The organism is Paralcaligenes sp. KSB-10 (genome assembly GCF_021266465.1).
GTDB lineage: Bacteria > Pseudomonadota > Gammaproteobacteria > Burkholderiales > Burkholderiaceae_B.
Genome location: NZ_CP089848.1, coordinates 3,275,533 through 3,289,856, shown reverse-complemented (window position 1 = coordinate 3,289,856; position 14,324 = coordinate 3,275,533). Strand labels below are relative to the sequence as shown.

Annotated in this window: 13 protein-coding genes; 3 read left to right on the top strand and 10 right to left on the bottom strand. The window is 59.9% G+C overall.

The window, feature by feature from the left end; translation table 11 throughout:
• The first annotated feature begins 38 nt into the window (after nucleotides 1-38).
• Together LSG25_RS15180 and LSG25_RS15175 are read left to right on the top strand one after the other, a co-directional pair.
• Nucleotides 39-968, top strand: a complete 930-nt coding sequence (locus tag LSG25_RS15180) for a YgcG family protein (protein ID WP_232741742.1) — start codon at nucleotides 39-41, stop codon at nucleotides 966-968.
• Nucleotides 969-1,114: 146 nt separating this feature from the next.
• The gene (locus tag LSG25_RS15175; RefSeq protein WP_232741741.1) at nucleotides 1,115-1,576 is read left to right on the top strand and encodes a TPM domain-containing protein; all 462 of its coding nucleotides are present in this window, start codon (nucleotides 1,115-1,117) and stop codon (nucleotides 1,574-1,576) included.
• 222 nt (nucleotides 1,577-1,798) lie between these two features.
• Here the strand turns inward: LSG25_RS15175 and LSG25_RS15170 are convergent, their stop codons facing one another.
• The 10 genes from LSG25_RS15170 to LSG25_RS15125 all read right to left on the bottom strand — a co-directional run bounded on the left by LSG25_RS15170 (nucleotide 1,799) and on the right by LSG25_RS15125 (nucleotide 12,901).
• Nucleotides 1,799-3,214, bottom strand: a complete 1,416-nt coding sequence (locus LSG25_RS15170; RefSeq protein WP_232744717.1) for a GTPase/DUF3482 domain-containing protein — start codon at nucleotides 3,212-3,214, stop codon at nucleotides 1,799-1,801.
• A complete protein-coding gene (locus LSG25_RS15165) occupies nucleotides 3,207-4,604 on the bottom strand; it encodes a DUF2868 domain-containing protein (protein WP_232741740.1) in 1,398 nt (465 codons plus the stop codon). Before LSG25_RS15165 ends, LSG25_RS15170 begins: the two co-directional genes overlap by 8 nt.
• Nucleotides 4,604-4,945, bottom strand: coding sequence for a YkvA family protein (locus LSG25_RS15160; RefSeq protein ID WP_232741739.1), 342 nt, complete (start codon nucleotides 4,943-4,945; stop codon nucleotides 4,604-4,606). The genes LSG25_RS15165 and LSG25_RS15160 overlap by 1 nt, the downstream gene beginning before the upstream one ends.
• A 155-nt stretch (nucleotides 4,946-5,100) precedes the next feature.
• Nucleotides 5,101-5,349 carry a GlsB/YeaQ/YmgE family stress response membrane protein gene (locus LSG25_RS15155; RefSeq protein ID WP_232741738.1) on the bottom strand — a complete coding sequence of 83 codons (249 nt, stop codon included), beginning with the start codon at nucleotides 5,347-5,349 and terminating at the stop codon, nucleotides 5,101-5,103.
• 164 nt (nucleotides 5,350-5,513) lie between these two features.
• Nucleotides 5,514-7,271 (bottom strand): ABC transporter ATP-binding protein, encoded by a 1,758-nt coding sequence (locus LSG25_RS15150; RefSeq protein ID WP_232741737.1) that lies wholly within the window; start codon nucleotides 7,269-7,271, stop codon nucleotides 5,514-5,516.
• Between the two features lie 9 nt (nucleotides 7,272-7,280).
• The gene (locus tag LSG25_RS15145; RefSeq protein WP_232741736.1) at nucleotides 7,281-8,198 is read right to left on the bottom strand and encodes an ABC transporter permease; all 918 of its coding nucleotides are present in this window, start codon (nucleotides 8,196-8,198) and stop codon (nucleotides 7,281-7,283) included.
• A 13-nt stretch (nucleotides 8,199-8,211) separates the two neighbouring features.
• Complete coding sequence (locus LSG25_RS15140; protein ID WP_232741735.1) at nucleotides 8,212-9,183, bottom strand: ABC transporter permease; 972 nt, start codon at nucleotides 9,181-9,183, stop codon at nucleotides 8,212-8,214.
• 90 nt (nucleotides 9,184-9,273) lie between these two features.
• Nucleotides 9,274-10,878 (bottom strand): ABC transporter substrate-binding protein, encoded by a 1,605-nt coding sequence (locus LSG25_RS15135; protein WP_232741734.1) that lies wholly within the window; start codon nucleotides 10,876-10,878, stop codon nucleotides 9,274-9,276.
• Between the two features lie 171 nt (nucleotides 10,879-11,049).
• On the bottom strand, nucleotides 11,050-12,198 hold the full coding sequence (gene argE / locus LSG25_RS15130; protein WP_232741733.1) for an acetylornithine deacetylase: 1,149 nt from the start codon (nucleotides 12,196-12,198) through the stop codon (nucleotides 11,050-11,052).
• Nucleotides 12,199-12,448: 250 nt separating this feature from the next.
• The gene (locus LSG25_RS15125; RefSeq protein ID WP_232741732.1) at nucleotides 12,449-12,901 is read right to left on the bottom strand and encodes a PaaI family thioesterase; all 453 of its coding nucleotides are present in this window, start codon (nucleotides 12,899-12,901) and stop codon (nucleotides 12,449-12,451) included.
• Between the two features lie 187 nt (nucleotides 12,902-13,088).
• On the opposite strand from LSG25_RS15125, the gene LSG25_RS15120 reads away from it, so the two are divergent.
• A complete protein-coding gene (locus LSG25_RS15120; RefSeq protein WP_232741731.1) occupies nucleotides 13,089-13,757 on the top strand; it encodes an O-methyltransferase in 669 nt (222 codons plus the stop codon).
• The last annotated feature ends 567 nt before the right edge of the window (nucleotides 13,758-14,324 follow it).

The window sequence follows — 14,324 nt, the reverse complement described above, 5'->3', positions numbered from 1 at the left end:
TTTTTGCACACCCCAGGATCAGGCCTTATGGAGGCGAAATGAATATAGCGATGCCAGCCACAATTTCGTGGAAGCGAGCGGGGGCCATGCTGGCCTGCTGTGTCTTGTACCTGGCTTGCCTGGCGCCCTGGGCCCGCGCAGCCGAAGCCCCGGTCCCCAGCCTGACGGCGCGGGTCACAGACCTGACCAAAACGCTCGATGCCGCAACCCAGGCCAGCCTGACGCAAAAACTGGCTGCGCTGGAAGAAAGCAAAGGCGCGCAGATTGCTGTTTTGATCGTGCCCACGACGGGCGACAGCAGCATCGAACAATACGCGACGCATGTGTTCGATCAATGGAAGCTGGGCCGCAAAAAAGTCGACGACGGCATCCTGTTCGTAGTTGCCAAGAACGACCATCGCCTGCGTATCGAGGTCGGCTATGGGCTTGAAGGGGCTGTGACCGATCTGCAGGCGGGCCGCATCATACGCGAGCAGGTCACGCCCTTGTTCAAGCAGGGCGATTATGCGGGCGGTGTGACGGCGGGGGTCGATAGCCTGATCAAGCTGGTCAAGGGTGAAGCTTTGCCCCCGCCGTCGCCGCAGTACAAGTCGGAGCAGGCCGGCGGCGATTCGCCGCCTGTTCATATGTTGCTGCCGCTGATTTTCATGGCATTTGTGCTGCCGGCAACGATCGCGGCATTTGCCGCGGCTCTGTTTGTGTACCTGATGTTCCATAGCCTGGGCTATGCCTTGTTGGGCGCCGTGGCGGCCCTGGTGTTGAGCGGTGTGGGCCGGGCAATAGGCGCTGGCGGGCGCGGCAGTTCGGCGCGCGCCTCGCGTACGGGCGGCGTGATCGGAGGTTTGGGTGGCCTGGGCGGCTTTGGCGGGGGGGGCTTCGGTGGTGGCGGAGGTGGAGGTTTTGGCGGCGGGGGTTTCGGCGGTGGCGGTGGCGGAAGCGGCGGCGGCGGCGCGTCGGGTGGCTGGTAGTGTTTGTGGGCCGGGCCCTGGGCCGCGTCCAGGCTCGTCCCCGGCTTATGGCCGATTTGAAATGAAATAAGCCTCAGTCCGGCAGATCAAGGAGATAGATAGTGCGGCAAGATGGAGGAAAGTGGAAGGAGCTCACGGGGTGGGCCATGCTTGAAGGGCATTGGCTGCGCCGCAAGCACTTTACCCCGCAGCTGTTGAGGCAGATTGCCGATCTTATCAAACAGGGCGAACGCGACCACACCGGGGAATTGATGATTGCGGTCGAGGCCGTGTCTCCGGCGCACGAGCGCAAAAGCCATTTGCGGGCGCTCGAGGTGTTCGGCCGCCTGAAGGTATGGGATACGCCTCACAATACCGGCGTTCTGCTGTATCTGGCGCTGGACAGGCATCATATCGAGCTGATTGCGGATCGTGGAGTTGGCGTACCCAATGCCATGTGGGAACGGGTGTGCGCGCAGTTGCAAAGCCGTCTGCAAAAAGGCGAGTATGTGGCCGGAGTGCTGGCGGCGGTCGACGATATCGAAGCCATTTTGCGGGAACATTGCCCGCCCCTGGCGAAGGGCGAGTTACCCACGAACGATCTGCCTGACGAGCCGGTCATGTTGTAATGGCCCCCCCGGTGGATTGCTCGTGAATCTGGGGGGCTGTCTTGTTGCGATTATTCATGTTCTTGAGACGCGGGGGTGGCGGCCCAGGCGGGGTGGAGCTCGCATCGTCCGGTCCTGGCTTTGCCAGGACTGCCCGCGGCCGGCGCCTGGATCGGGCGGTCGCGGAACTCGCTCACCCCGCCTGGGCCGCCACCCCCGCTTGCGTTGAGGGTTTTGTGTCGCTCAGGCCAGTTTTTTGGCCAGCGACCTGATTATTTGTTCGCGCCGGGGGGTGGGGCTGTAATCGTCGGCCAGCGTTGACCATAAAGGTTGGCTGCGCGCTTCGTTGAGTTCCGCGGGCAGGCGGCCTTTGCGCAAGGCGGTGCCGAAGCCGTGATCTGATTGCCGCCCCGACGATAAGGTTTCATCGTCGGGGTCGGGCGGCAGCGTTATGGGTTCTTGCGCGGCGTGGCCGCGTTGCTCCAGCGCCTGCACCAGGCTTGCCTGGCGCACGGCAAGCAGGCGCAATACCGTGTCGTCGACGCTGAGTTCCCGATAGCCTTTCAGGCGTCCCAGCAGGCGCTTGCCAAAACGGTCGGCGCCCTGCCACAGGCCTCCGACTGCGGCGCCGGCCAGGGCGGCCGCGCCGAGGCTCAGTCCGGCGGTAAAAATGTCGATGGTGGCGCCGGCCGCCGCGCCGGCGGCGACACCCTTGCCCACATGGATGCCCATATCTTTGACGGCCTGCGGATGAAACAGATCCATGCCCCAGCGTTCGCCTTCCAGGGGCAGTGCGTGATGCGGAAAATCCGCGCTTCTGAAGTTATACCGCTTGAGCAGGGCCTTGACGCACTGGTTTTCGCGTTGGCGGATCTTCTGGCGCAATGTATCGGTGGCTTGCAGGATCGATGCGTCGTCGGGCGCGCTGCCCAGATGCCAGGCGGCCACGTCGACGAGTAGTTCGGCGATCAGGCGCGATGCGTCGGTGCGGCGGATATCGCGTTGCTGGGCGATATCGTGCTTGAGCGCCTTCAGCAGGCCGGCATGTGAATCGAGCAGCAGCGCCAGCTTGTCGTAAAGCTGCGCTTCGCCATCGAGCGGCGGGGCGATAGTATCGAATTCGACGATGGCATGCAGGCCCAGGCGGGCAAGCGCTTCGCGCCAAGCATCGACCCGCTGGTGGGGGCTGTGCGTGAAGTTCAGCACCGGCAGCAGGGGCTGGCCGCAACTGGCCAGGATGGCAAGCTCGTCTTTGTGCTTGCCCAGTACCGGGTCGCGGACATCGATGACATACAGGCCCGCATCGCAATCCAGCAGTTTGTTCAGCACGCGCGCTTCTTGTTCGAAGCGCCGTTTGCTTTCGGGTGAATTCAGGAAGCGCCGGATCCGGTCCGGTCCATCCAGGCGTTCGGCGCGTTGCGCCAGTTGATCGAGGTAATCCAGCAGGGCAATCCCGTCTTCCATGCCCGGCGTATCGAACAGTTCCACGGCGGTTTCGTCGTCGATGAGCAGGCGCGCTCCTTCGACGCGGCGGGTGGTGCCGGGGCTGTCCTGAACCTCGCCGAAACCGGGGTCGCGCGTCAGGGTGCGCAGCAAGGATGTCTTGCCGGTATTGGTGTGGCCGACCACAGCCAAGCGCAGGAAAGCGCGTTCAGTCATGATCTGGCGCCTCCAGCCATGCAAGGGCGCTTGCGTCGTGTTCATGAATTTGTTCGGGAGCAAAGCCGGCCGTGCCCAGGTTCTTTTGCCAGATGGCCAGCCGGGTGTCCTGTTCCGGGGGCGCGCCGTGAGACAGCAGCAGATGGGTCTGGGCGGCGATACTGGCCAGGTCGGCCAGAATGGCGATGGTCCCGCGGTCGGGGGTCTGGCGTCCGTCGCACACGACCAGCAATTTTTTGGGAGGATGAGCTTGCAGGCGATCCAGCAGGCTCATGCGCTGCTCGCGGGTATCGATATTGCCGGCGTCCTGAATGGCTGCTGCCAGGCCCGATGGAGGCCAGGGTTCGTCCGGAGGCAACTCGATGCCGACAATGAGCGGTGCGCCGGCCTGATGGCTTGCGGCCTGGCGATGCTCGATCCGGGTTTGGAATCCGTCGGCCGCCGCTGCGTCCGCGTCGATTCGTTCGCTGCTTGGCTGCAGTCGTTCGCGAAGGTTGGCGTAGCCCGGCAGGTTTTCGTCCAGGGTGATCGCGGCCAGATCTTTCCTGGCCATGATGAGCCCGAGAATCAGGCTCAGGAGCCGCGGCAACAGGCCGTACACGAGGACGCAGCCGATGAGCCAGCTGGACCACAAGGCCTGTACGGATTCGGGCAGGCGGTGCAGCCCATTGCTGGCGCGCACCATATCGGCCGGCGGCATGGCGAAGCCGAGTTTTCCAGGTAGCCAGCCTATCAGTGCGGTCAGGTGGACGAAGGTGTCGGCCGACAGCAGTGTGGTTTCCCAGTTGAAGCCATAGCGGCGCGTGGACAATACCGCAAGCAGGGCCAGCAACAGGCTGATGAACGCACCGGTCCATAGGCCATGGCTGATACTGCTCAGAATCCATCGCAATGCGCCATTGCGGCCCAGCACATCGACCAGTGCCCGTGGCGCCAATGCGGCGTCAGGGCCGCGCGCCAGCTTCCGGGTCAGCCATAGCCATAGCTGGCCGAGCCACGATCCGTGCCCAGTCATGCCGAAGCTGAGCAGCCAGATCAGGAATGTAAGACTGTGCAGGCCCAGTATGGCGACCAAGGCCAGCAGCAAATTGACCGACCGGCTGCCGTCGCCCAGAGCCCCCAGGGCTGCGCTGGCCCCCGTAATCAAGGCCGCGATGATCAGGCCCCAAAGCACCAGTCTGGCGCCCCGGCTCCACTGGGCGATGAGGGCATCGAGTTTTTCGCGCTGCGCAAGATAGGTGGCGCGCAGCAGGATGCGCTCGGAGAAACTGTGCCCGTTCAGGCGCGCCCGGCGCACTTCCGAGGCGTCCTCGAGCGGGCCCCAATGCGCTTCCCGCAGGCGTACTGACTCGGCTAGCCAGTAAGCGGAAAACGGATGGGGCGCAGGCATCAGGGTTGTCGGTTCTCGGCGTCGGACGCCGCTTCGCTGGACTGTTGCTCAAGCTTTTGCCGCACCACGGACCTGATTTCTGGAGTGATGTACCGACCGATGATGTACATGGCCGCGGTCAGGACGCCCAGATCGTCGAGATAACCGATGGTGGGGATAAAATCGGGAATGAGATCGAGCGGCAAAAGAAAATAGCCCAGGGCAATATAGATAACCCCCTTCGCCCACAGAGGGGTGTTGGGGCTTTGCAGGGCGTAGTAGAGGTAAAGCGTTTTTTCCAGCGCTCTTTTCCCCGACGATTTGATGTAGCTGCTCAGTCTGCCCCAGAAGTTGTGAGGCATGTATGTATCTTGAGATTGGGAACGACTCATTAAATCTCCCATGGGTAACCGTTGTTCGAAACCCGACTATTGTATCGGCCCTGTAGGGCACAGTCGCCGCAGCCAGCAAAAAGGGCACTCCGGCGAGTGCCCTTTTTGCTGGCACCAGCGGGAAGCTAGCTTTTTTTGACGACCAGGCCGTAGATGAACAGCACAATGATGGCACCGATTATCGAGCCGATCCAGCCGGCTCCCTGACCGGGGGTGTACCATCCTAGCGCCTGCCCCAGGTAGCCGGCAACAATGGCGCCGACGATACCCAGAATGGCGGTCATGATGAGGCCAAGTTTCTGCTCGCCCGGCATAATGGCCCTGGCAATCAGGCCTACGATAAAGCCGACGATGATCATGCTGATAATACCCATGGCGATCCTTTGAGAAGAATGACTGCTGAATGTGATAGACAGCACGAGCTATCCAAGTGCGTCAATCATAGGGGCGGGATGCCAGGTCGTCTAGCACCCACTTACAAATTTAGTGTCAAAAAGTTAAAAAACCGTGAATTTCCCGAATATGACGAAGTATTCACTCAGGCCGGCAGTATGGCGACAGGCGTTTCCGCCTCGACTTCCAGCCCCTCGCGCGACAGGAAATTCAGTGTAGGCATCAGCGACAGCAGTTGCTTGGTGTATTCATGCTGTGGATCGGAAAAAAGCGTTTCCGTGTCGGCGACCTCGAGCAGTTCCCCGTGGCGCATTACACCGACCCGGTCGCACATCTGGCGTATGACCGGCAAGTCGTGGCTGATGAATAAAATCGTGAGCTTCAGCTTTTCCTGCAGATCCTTGAGCAGGTTCAGGATCTGGGCCTGAATGGATACATCGAGCGCCGAGGTGGGCTCGTCGCAAATCAGGAAGCGCGGCCGGGTTGCCAAGGCGCGGGCGATGCAGATCCGTTGGCGCTGCCCGCCCGAGAATTCGTGCGGGAAACGCTTGAGGGCCTGCTCTCCAAGCCCGACGTAATCGAGCAGATCGCCGACGATGGCGCGCGTTTGCGCCTCATTGGCAGTCAATTTGTGAAAACGTATGGGTTCGGCCACGATGTCGAGAATGCGCATCCGGGGGTTGAGTGAGGAATATGGGTCCTGAAACACCATCTGGATCTGGCGCCGGAAGGCGTTGAGCGAGGCTTCGTCCTTGAGCTGGGTGACGTTGGTATCGTTGAAAATGACCGAGCCGCTGCTGGCCTTGTACAAACCGGCGATCAGGCGCGCAATGGTCGATTTGCCCGAACCGGACTCGCCGACCAGCCCGAATACTTCGCCTTCATTGATTGCAAAGCTGACGTTCTTGACGGCATCGAGCATGTAGCGATTCTTTTTGAGGAATGCATTTTTCAGGACAAAGCGTATTCCCAGGTCGCGGGTTTCCACCAGGGGCGTGTCGCCGTGGAGGCCGAAGTCGCGATGCTGTCCAAGCCAGTGAGTGGCGATGTCGAGTTCTTTTTTGGTGGGCGCCTGCACATCTTCGATATACGTCACCATGGGGAAGCGGCGTAGTTTGATATCGGAACGCGGAACCGCCGAAATCAGGCTCTTGGTGTAAGGGTGGTCCGGATTGCCCAGAATTTTCTGGGTAGGCCCCTGTTCGACCAGATTGCCGCGATACAACACGGCAACCCGATCGGTAATTTCGGCGATGACCCCCATATCGTGGGTAATCAGGATCATCCCGACCTGTTTTTCCTTGCACAGCTTGCGCAGCAGGTCAAGGATTTGCGCCTGGATCGAGACGTCCAGCGCTGTGGTGGGCTCGTCGGCAATAATGACTTCGGGCTCGCAGCACAGGGCCAGCGCAATCACGACACGTTGGCGCATCCCCCCCGAGAACTGGTGGGGGTATTGCTGCAGGCGCATTTCAGGCTCGGGGATGCCTACGCTTTGCAGCATTTCGATGGCCCGGTCGCGCGCCTGATGGTGCGACAGGCCCAGGTGCACCTGCATGGTTTCTATCAGCTGGCTTTCTATGGTTTGAAGCGGGTCCAGCGACGTTAAAGGATCCTGGAAAATCATGCTGATGCGGCGGCCGCGAATTTCACGAAACTGGTGCGCTGGAAGTTGATCGATGCGCTTGCCGTCCAGGCTTACCGCGCCTTCGGTCATTTTCCCCGGCGGCTCGAGCAAGCCGATGATGGCGTTGCCGACAGTCGATTTTCCGGCGCCCGATTCACCCACCACGCCGAGGATTTCGCCTTTTTCGAGGGCCAGCGTAAGGCTTTTGATCGCCACCAGCGTACCGTGCCGGCTGGCGAACTCGATGTGCAGCTTTTCTATATCCAATAGTGCCATGCTAACCACTCAGCGAAGTTTGGGATTGAGCGCATCGCGCAACCAATCGCCCAGTAAATTGACCGATAGGGCAAGCAGTACCAGGGCGGCGCCGGGAAAGATCGAAATCCACCATTCGCCGGAAAAAAGATAACTGTTGCCGATGCGGATCAGGGTGCCCAGCGAAGGGGTCGTGGGCGGGATGCCGACGCCGAGAAATGACAGGGTCGCTTCGGTAATGATCGCCACGGCCAGATGGATGGTGGCGATCACCAGAACCGGCCCCATCACGTTGGGCAGAATGTGACGCCGCAGGACGGTAAAAGACCGCATGCCGATCAGGCGCGCGGCCTGTACATATTCCTTGTTGCGTTCGACCATGGTGGCGCCGCGCACCGTGCGCGCATATTGCACCCAGCCGGAAATGCCGATGGCGAAAATAAGCACATACAAAGACAGGCTGTCCTGCGCATCGCGGGGCAGCAGGCCGCGGGCGATCCCGTCGACGAGCAGCGCGATCAGTATGGCTGGAAACGACAGCTGGACATCGGCAATGCGCATGATGACGCTGTCGACGCGGCCGCCCGCATAGCCGCTGATCAGGCCCAGCGTGACGCCGATGACCAGGGAAAAAAAGACCGAGGCCAGCCCGACCAGCAATGAAATGCGCGAGCCGTACAGGATCGCCGACAGGATGTCGCGCCCCTGGTCGTCGGTGCCCAGCAGAAACTGCGAGCTGCCGTCGGCCGTCCAGGCAGGCGGATTATTGGCGTCGAGCAGATTCACCGATGCCAGGTCGAAGGGGTTGTGCGGCGCCACCAGGGGGGCGCACACCGCGCCCAGAATGATGACCAGCGCCACCAACGCCGAGATCATGGCCGCGGGCGAATGAGTAAAGCTGTAAAAAATATCGCTGTTATAAAAGCGGGACCAGGTGTTTTTGGCCATTGTGGGAGACCTTCTAGTTTCTTTGGACGCGCAGTCTGGGGTCGACCGCGAAATACAACAAGTCGACGATGAGATTGATGATCACGAAAAAGAAGGCGATCAGCAGCAGGTAGGCGGCCATGACCGGGATGTCGACCGAGCCTATCGATTGAATGAACAGCAGGCCCATGCCGGGCCACTGGAAAACCGTTTCGGTGATGATGGAAAAGGCAATGATCGAGCCCAGTTGCAGGCCGGTAATCGTGATGACGGGCACCAGCGTGTTTTTCAGCGCGTGGCGGAAATTGATCATGCGCTCGGGCAGGCCGCGGGCGCGGGCGAATTTGATGAAATCGGTCTGCATGACCTCCAGCATTTCGGCGCGTACCAGCCGCATGATGAGCGTCATCTGGAACAGGGCCAGGGTGAAGGCCGGCATGATCAGCGACAGCCAGCCGCTTTTTGTCAGGAAGCCCGTCGACCACCATCCCAGTTGCACGACATCGCCACGCCCGAAACTGGGCAGCCAGCGCAGCAATACGCCGAACACCAGGATCATCAATATGCCGATCAGGAAAGTGGGCAGCGAGATGCCGATGAGCGAGACGGTCATGAAGGTGTGCGACAGCAGGCCGCGGCGCTTGAGCGCGGTATAGATTCCCATGGGAATGCCCAGGAACAGGGCGATCAATGCCGAGACAAAAGACAATTCCAGCGTGGCCGGCATGCGGCTTGCGATGAGCTCGCTGACAGGGCGGCGCTGGCGATAGGAAGACCCGAAGTCGCCGTGCGCCGCCTTGTTGATGAAACGCACATACTGGACCAGAAACGGGTCGTCGAGCCCAAGTTGCTTTTTGAGCTCTTCGCGTTGCGCGATGGTGGTGTCCTGGCCCACCAGGTTATTGATGGGGTCGCCGACGTAGCGGAACATCGCGAATGCGATGAAACCGACAGCCAGCATGACGAAAATGGATTGGAAAATTCGTCGTGCAATGAAATTCAGCATGATGATGGTCTTTAATGGCGACGAGCGTAAAACATCTCCCGGAAAGCTGCCTGAGGGCAGCCACCGGGAGCCGGCATGCCGTCCAGACTGCTAGGGCATGACGACGTTGCGGATGTCGAGCACGTCATCCGCACGTTGTGCCACTTTGATGCCTTTGCGCACGCCCCAGGACATCGGCTGCTGGTGCAGAGGCAGATAGCCGTAGTCGTTGCGCAACATGGTGAATGCCTCTTTGATCAGGGCATTGCGCTTGACCTGGTCGGTTTCGGATTCGACCTTGGCGGTGATGGCATCGATCTTGGGATTGCAGTAGCCGCCCAGATTGAATTGCCCGGCGGCCGTCTTGGGATTGCGGCAGGAAACCAGGTTGACCAGCGAATTATCGGCATCGATCGAGCTGGGAGTCCAGCCTAAAAGATACATGCTGGTGTTGTTGCCGGCCTGCAGCAGGACCTTGGCAAAATACTTGGACTTGGTTTGTGCCAGCAGGTCGATCTTGATGCCCACGCGCGCCAGCATGCTGGCAACGGCCTGGCAGACTTTTTCGTCGTTGACATAACGGTCGTTGGGGCAATCCATTTGCACTTCGAAACCGTTGGGGTAGCCCGCTTCGGCCAGCAGCTTCTTGGCCTTTGCCACATCGGGTTTATAAGGCTTGCCGAAAGACTCGTCGTAGCCGTTGATTTTGTCGGCGATGAGTGTGCCCAGGGGCTTTGCGGCGCCGCGCATGATTTTTTTATTGATCACGTTGGTGTCGACGGCCCGGACGACCGCTTCGCGGACTCGTATATCCTTGAACGGATTCTTGCCTTTGACGTTGGAGAACAGCAGTTCGTCGCGGTGCTGGTCCATGCCGATGAAGATGGCGCGGGCCTCGGGCTCGTTCAGGACGCGGACATTGGGCTCTTTCTGCAGGCGCGGCCAGTCTTGCACGGGCACGGGCTGCACGATGTCCATTTCGCCCGAGATCAGCGCGGCGACGCGAGTCGATTCTTGTGTAATGGGCTGGAAGACAATGTCGGTGACATTGGTGGGCATGTTCTTGTTCCAGTACCCGTCGAAGCGTTTCAATGTGGTTTTGACGTCGGGCTGGCGATCGACAACCATGAATGGGCCTGTGCCGTCTTCGTGCATATTGGCGTAATTGCTTTCGCCGCCCTTCACGTTGGTGGCTTCTGTGGTTTTATTTTTTTCCGCCCAGGTCTTGCTCATGATGTAGAGGAAGGTCCAGTCGCGCGGCAGGATGGGATTGGGCCCCGGGGTGGTGACCTCGACGGTGTAGTCGTCGATTTTCTTGACGTCTTTGGCCTTGGCGCCGTAGCCTTTCATGTCGGAGCCCGGGGTCAGGCTGCGTTTCCACGAAAAAATGACATCATCGGCGGTAAAGGGGCTGCCGTCGTGGAACTTTACCCCCTTGCGCAGATGAAAAATCCATTTTGTGGGCTCGGGGTTTTCCCATTTTTCGGCCAGCATGGGGACCAGTTTCAGGTTTTTGTCGTAGCCCGCCAGGGTTTCGTAGAACCAGCCCTGGAAGCCTAGCGTGAAGGTTTCATTCAGTGACATGGGGTCCAGGGACATCATGTCGCCCTGATAGGCCCAGTGCAGCGTCTTGGCTTCGACGGAATGGCTCAAACCCGCACTGAGGGCAAGCGTGGCGGCAATAGCCGTATGTTGGAACAATTTGGAAAATTTCATCGAGGGTCTCCTGCCAATAATGTGTTTTATCGTTTGACACAGTTTTCATGGGGCTTCGATAACGCGGGTAGCCTTGTCGAAGGTACTTTTTGCTGGAGATCGAAGCTACCGGGGTCTCCAGAATTTGAATCACTTGCGGCGGGTGCGTGTACCTGCCTGGTTTGCGGCCTGCTATGCAGCCAATTGATCGATCAGTTTTTCCAGGAAAACCTCGCATTCCTGAACCTGCGAAACCTCGATATATTCGTTGGGCTTGTGGGCCTGGTCGATGGATCCCGGGCCGCACAATACGGTGGCGAATCCTTTCTCCTGGAACTGTCCTCCTTCGGCGGCATAAGGGACCACACCGCCGCACCGGCAGCCGGAGAGATGAAAGGCGATTTCCTGGGCCGCGCCGCCGTTATCCTGCAAGGGAGGGGCATCCGCGAAGATTTCCGTGCTGATGGAGGTGTCGGGTGCAATGGCTTGCATATCGGGCAGCAGGCTTTGCGCATACGCGTTGAGGCGGTCGAGGTATTTTCGCCAGTTGTCGCCGGGCAGGGCGCGTATGTCCCAGGTGAATGTGCATTCGCGGGAAATAATGTTCAGGGCCGTGCCGCCATTGACGATCCCCACGTGCAGCGTCGTGTAGGGGGGTACGAACTGGCACGCGGGATCGGCTGCCGCCTTGTTTTCAGCCATCATGCCGTCGATGAAGGCAATGAGCTTGGCGGCTATCGTAACGGCGCTGACCCCGTTTTGCACCTGGCTTGAATGGGCCTCGTGCCCGATGACCGTGGTGCGCAGGGCGGCGATGCCCTTGTGGGCCACGATGGGCTGCATGCTGGTGGGTTCGCCCACAATGACGGCGCTGGGTTTGGCGGCGGCGATGGACAGGCGCTCGATAAGAGAGGGGGCGCCGACGCAGCCGATTTCCTCGTCGTAGCTCAGCGCAAAATGAATCGGGCGCTTCAGGTTCTTTTTGACCATGTCCGGCACCAGGGCCAGCGCAATGGCGGAAAAAGCCTTCATGTCGCAGGTGCCGCGGCCGTATAGCCGGCCATCTTTCTGCAGGACCTGGAAGGGGTCTGTGTCCCAGGGCTGGCCATCGACCGGCACCACATCGGTATGGCCGGAAAGCACGATGCCGCCTTCAACATTGGGGCCGACCGTGGCGAACAGATTGGCCTTGTCGCCCTTGGAGTTGCTGATTATGTGGCTTTGCACGCCATGCAGGGCGAGGTAGTCCCTGATGTAATGAATCAGGGGGAGGTTGGAGTTGCGCGAGACGGTGTCGAACCCGACCAGCTTGGTAATCATGTCCAAAGACTGAGGCTTCACTTCAAAAATTCTCCTGCACGGCCGGCGCGGTCCTTTTGGGGCAAGTTCGTTCGCGTGTACCGCATATTTCGATAACGAACGATGTTAGCCATGCCATGCTTTAAACGTCAATGATTTTGCCTTGGGGTATGCCCCATGTTGAGCCTGAAATTAGGGTTTGTCTATATGAATAAGCTCCTATATTCAGGGATGTCGGGCCTGCAACAGGAGATAAAACGCCGGTATGCCGGATGGCGAGGTTCGGTCGAGCTTATGCGGGCTTCGATTGCAGGCGCATCGTGGACAGAATGCCGAAAGCGCACAAAGTGGTGCGTTCGCCCTTGCAGGCATGAACTTCCACCTGGCAGACGGTCAGCGTGCGGCCGCTCTTGATAACCTTGCCGGTGGCGACGAAACGTTCGCCGTCGGCGGGTGCCAGCAGGTTCAGTTTGAGTTCGGTTGTCAGGACATCTTCATTGTCTTGAAACAGGCTCAACGCCGCGTAGCCTCCGGCGCTGTCGGCTATGGTCGTCGTAATGCCGGCATGGATAAAGCCGTTTTGCTGGGTCAGTTCGGCGTTGTAGGGAAGGCCGATTTCGACGTGGCCCGCGGAGACCGAGAGCAGTTCGGCGCCGATGGTAACCATGACGCGTTGCCGGGCGAAACTTTCCCTGACGCGCGCCGCGTACTGCGCATGGGCCGGCTTGAATGCGGGTGACGACATTGTTGATCCTCTGGTTTTCGGGTGATTCGGTGGCCGGGTTTGCATGGATTGCCGATTCTGCTGAATTATCCCAGCCCCAATCCGGTCATCATATTGTGATATCGGTAATAGTATTATTTTCGGGGCGGCCTGGGTTTTCCGGGAACGCCTGTTCGTGGATTTCGTGTACGACTTTACGGAGCATTTTATGGATCAGGCGCAATGGACTTCGGTCGACAGCTACTTTACGGATCTTTTGCTGGAGCCGGATCCCTCGCTCGATACGGTGCTGGCTCATAGCGGGCAGGCGCAGTTGCCGGCGATCAATGTGGCTCCCAATCAGGGAAAGCTTCTGTATTTGCTGGCACTGATGAAAGCGGCGCGGCGCATTCTTGAAATTGGCACTTTGGGGGGCTACAGCACGATCTGGCTGGCGCGGGCCTTGCCCGAGCAAGGCAAGCTGGTAAGTTTGGAGCTGGATGGATCGTACGCGGCGCTTGCGGCCCAAAACATAGCGCTTGTGGGGGAATCCGGCAAGGTGGAAATCAGGGTGGGCCCGGCCCTGGATAGCCTGCGCAAGATGGTCGAGCATGGGGAAGAGCCGTTTGACTTGATCTTTATCGATGCTGATAAAGAACACAATCCTCAGTATCTGGAATTGTCGCTGGCGCTGTCCAGGGCTGGAACGGTCATAATTGGCGACAACGTGGTGCGCAAGGGGGAAGTCGTCAATGCATCCAGCAATGATCCCAGTGTGCGGGGTGTGCGGCGGTTCTGCGAACTTATGGCCACCAGCCCGCGCCTGACGGCTACCGCTGTGCAGACGGTAGGCAGCAAGGGCTGGGATGGTTTTTCCTTGGCGATGGTGACGGGCTGAACGCGGTTCAGAGACTTTTGTTTTGAGCCGTTTTTGGGCTTGATCTGTGGCTTTTGGACTGTGCGTTGTTGTGTTGGCGGCGGTTAATTCTATAAAGACGCCGCAGGGTGGGCGGTGCTGTGTAGTCCGGCACGTCCAGCGGTCGTGGCGCTACGCGCCCCGACTGCCCGGGTCTGCCTCGTCCAGGCGGGCGTCGGGCGAACTCGCCCGGCCTCGCGAGGCCGGGCTCAGACAGCGCCCGCCGAAAGCCCCCGCCTTCCCTTCGTCAGCACCCGGCGCTGGACTACCGCCGGACTACACAGCACCACCCACCCTGCGGCTTGCGTTGAGGAAATACATAGAGAGAGACGTTGAAGCGTCGGGCGCTTAGTAAATCCAGGGTTTGGCACATCGTGGTGTAGTGGCCACGCGATAGAGGTATGGGTGCAGGCACGTTTGTTCCAGGCAAGCCATTACGCGAGCCGTCTATCGGGGCTTGGGGTCAGGACCGGCGTAAGGCGTGCGCCGGATGCTACCGTAGGGAAGGCGGGGGATGTCGGCGGGCCATGTTTGAGCGTAGCCGCGCCA

What these genes read in the sequence shown, in the direction of transcription:
- LSG25_RS15180 (WP_232741742.1), top strand. Translation starts at nt 39, where the DNA reads ATGAATATAGCGATGCCAGCCACAATTTCGTGGAAGCGAGCGGGGGCC.
- LSG25_RS15175 (WP_232741741.1), top strand. Translation starts at nt 1,115, where the DNA reads ATGCTTGAAGGGCATTGGCTGCGCCGCAAGCACTTTACCCCGCAGCTG.
- LSG25_RS15170 (WP_232744717.1), bottom strand. Translation starts at nt 3,214, where the DNA reads ATGACTGAACGCGCTTTCCTGCGCTTGGCTGTGGTCGGCCACACCAAT.
- LSG25_RS15165 (WP_232741740.1), bottom strand. Translation starts at nt 4,604, where the DNA reads ATGCCTGCGCCCCATCCGTTTTCCGCTTACTGGCTAGCCGAGTCAGTA.
- LSG25_RS15160 (WP_232741739.1), bottom strand. Translation starts at nt 4,945, where the DNA reads ATGCCTCACAACTTCTGGGGCAGACTGAGCAGCTACATCAAATCGTCG.
- LSG25_RS15155 (WP_232741738.1), bottom strand. Translation starts at nt 5,349, where the DNA reads ATGGGTATTATCAGCATGATCATCGTCGGCTTTATCGTAGGCCTGATT.
- LSG25_RS15150 (WP_232741737.1), bottom strand. Translation starts at nt 7,271, where the DNA reads ATGGCACTATTGGATATAGAAAAGCTGCACATCGAGTTCGCCAGCCGG.
- LSG25_RS15145 (WP_232741736.1), bottom strand. Translation starts at nt 8,198, where the DNA reads ATGGCCAAAAACACCTGGTCCCGCTTTTATAACAGCGATATTTTTTAC.
- LSG25_RS15140 (WP_232741735.1), bottom strand. Translation starts at nt 9,183, where the DNA reads ATGCTGAATTTCATTGCACGACGAATTTTCCAATCCATTTTCGTCATG.
- LSG25_RS15135 (WP_232741734.1), bottom strand. Translation starts at nt 10,878, where the DNA reads ATGAAATTTTCCAAATTGTTCCAACATACGGCTATTGCCGCCACGCTT.
- LSG25_RS15125 (WP_232741732.1), bottom strand. Translation starts at nt 12,901, where the DNA reads ATGTCGTCACCCGCATTCAAGCCGGCCCATGCGCAGTACGCGGCGCGC.
- LSG25_RS15120 (WP_232741731.1), top strand. Translation starts at nt 13,089, where the DNA reads ATGGATCAGGCGCAATGGACTTCGGTCGACAGCTACTTTACGGATCTT.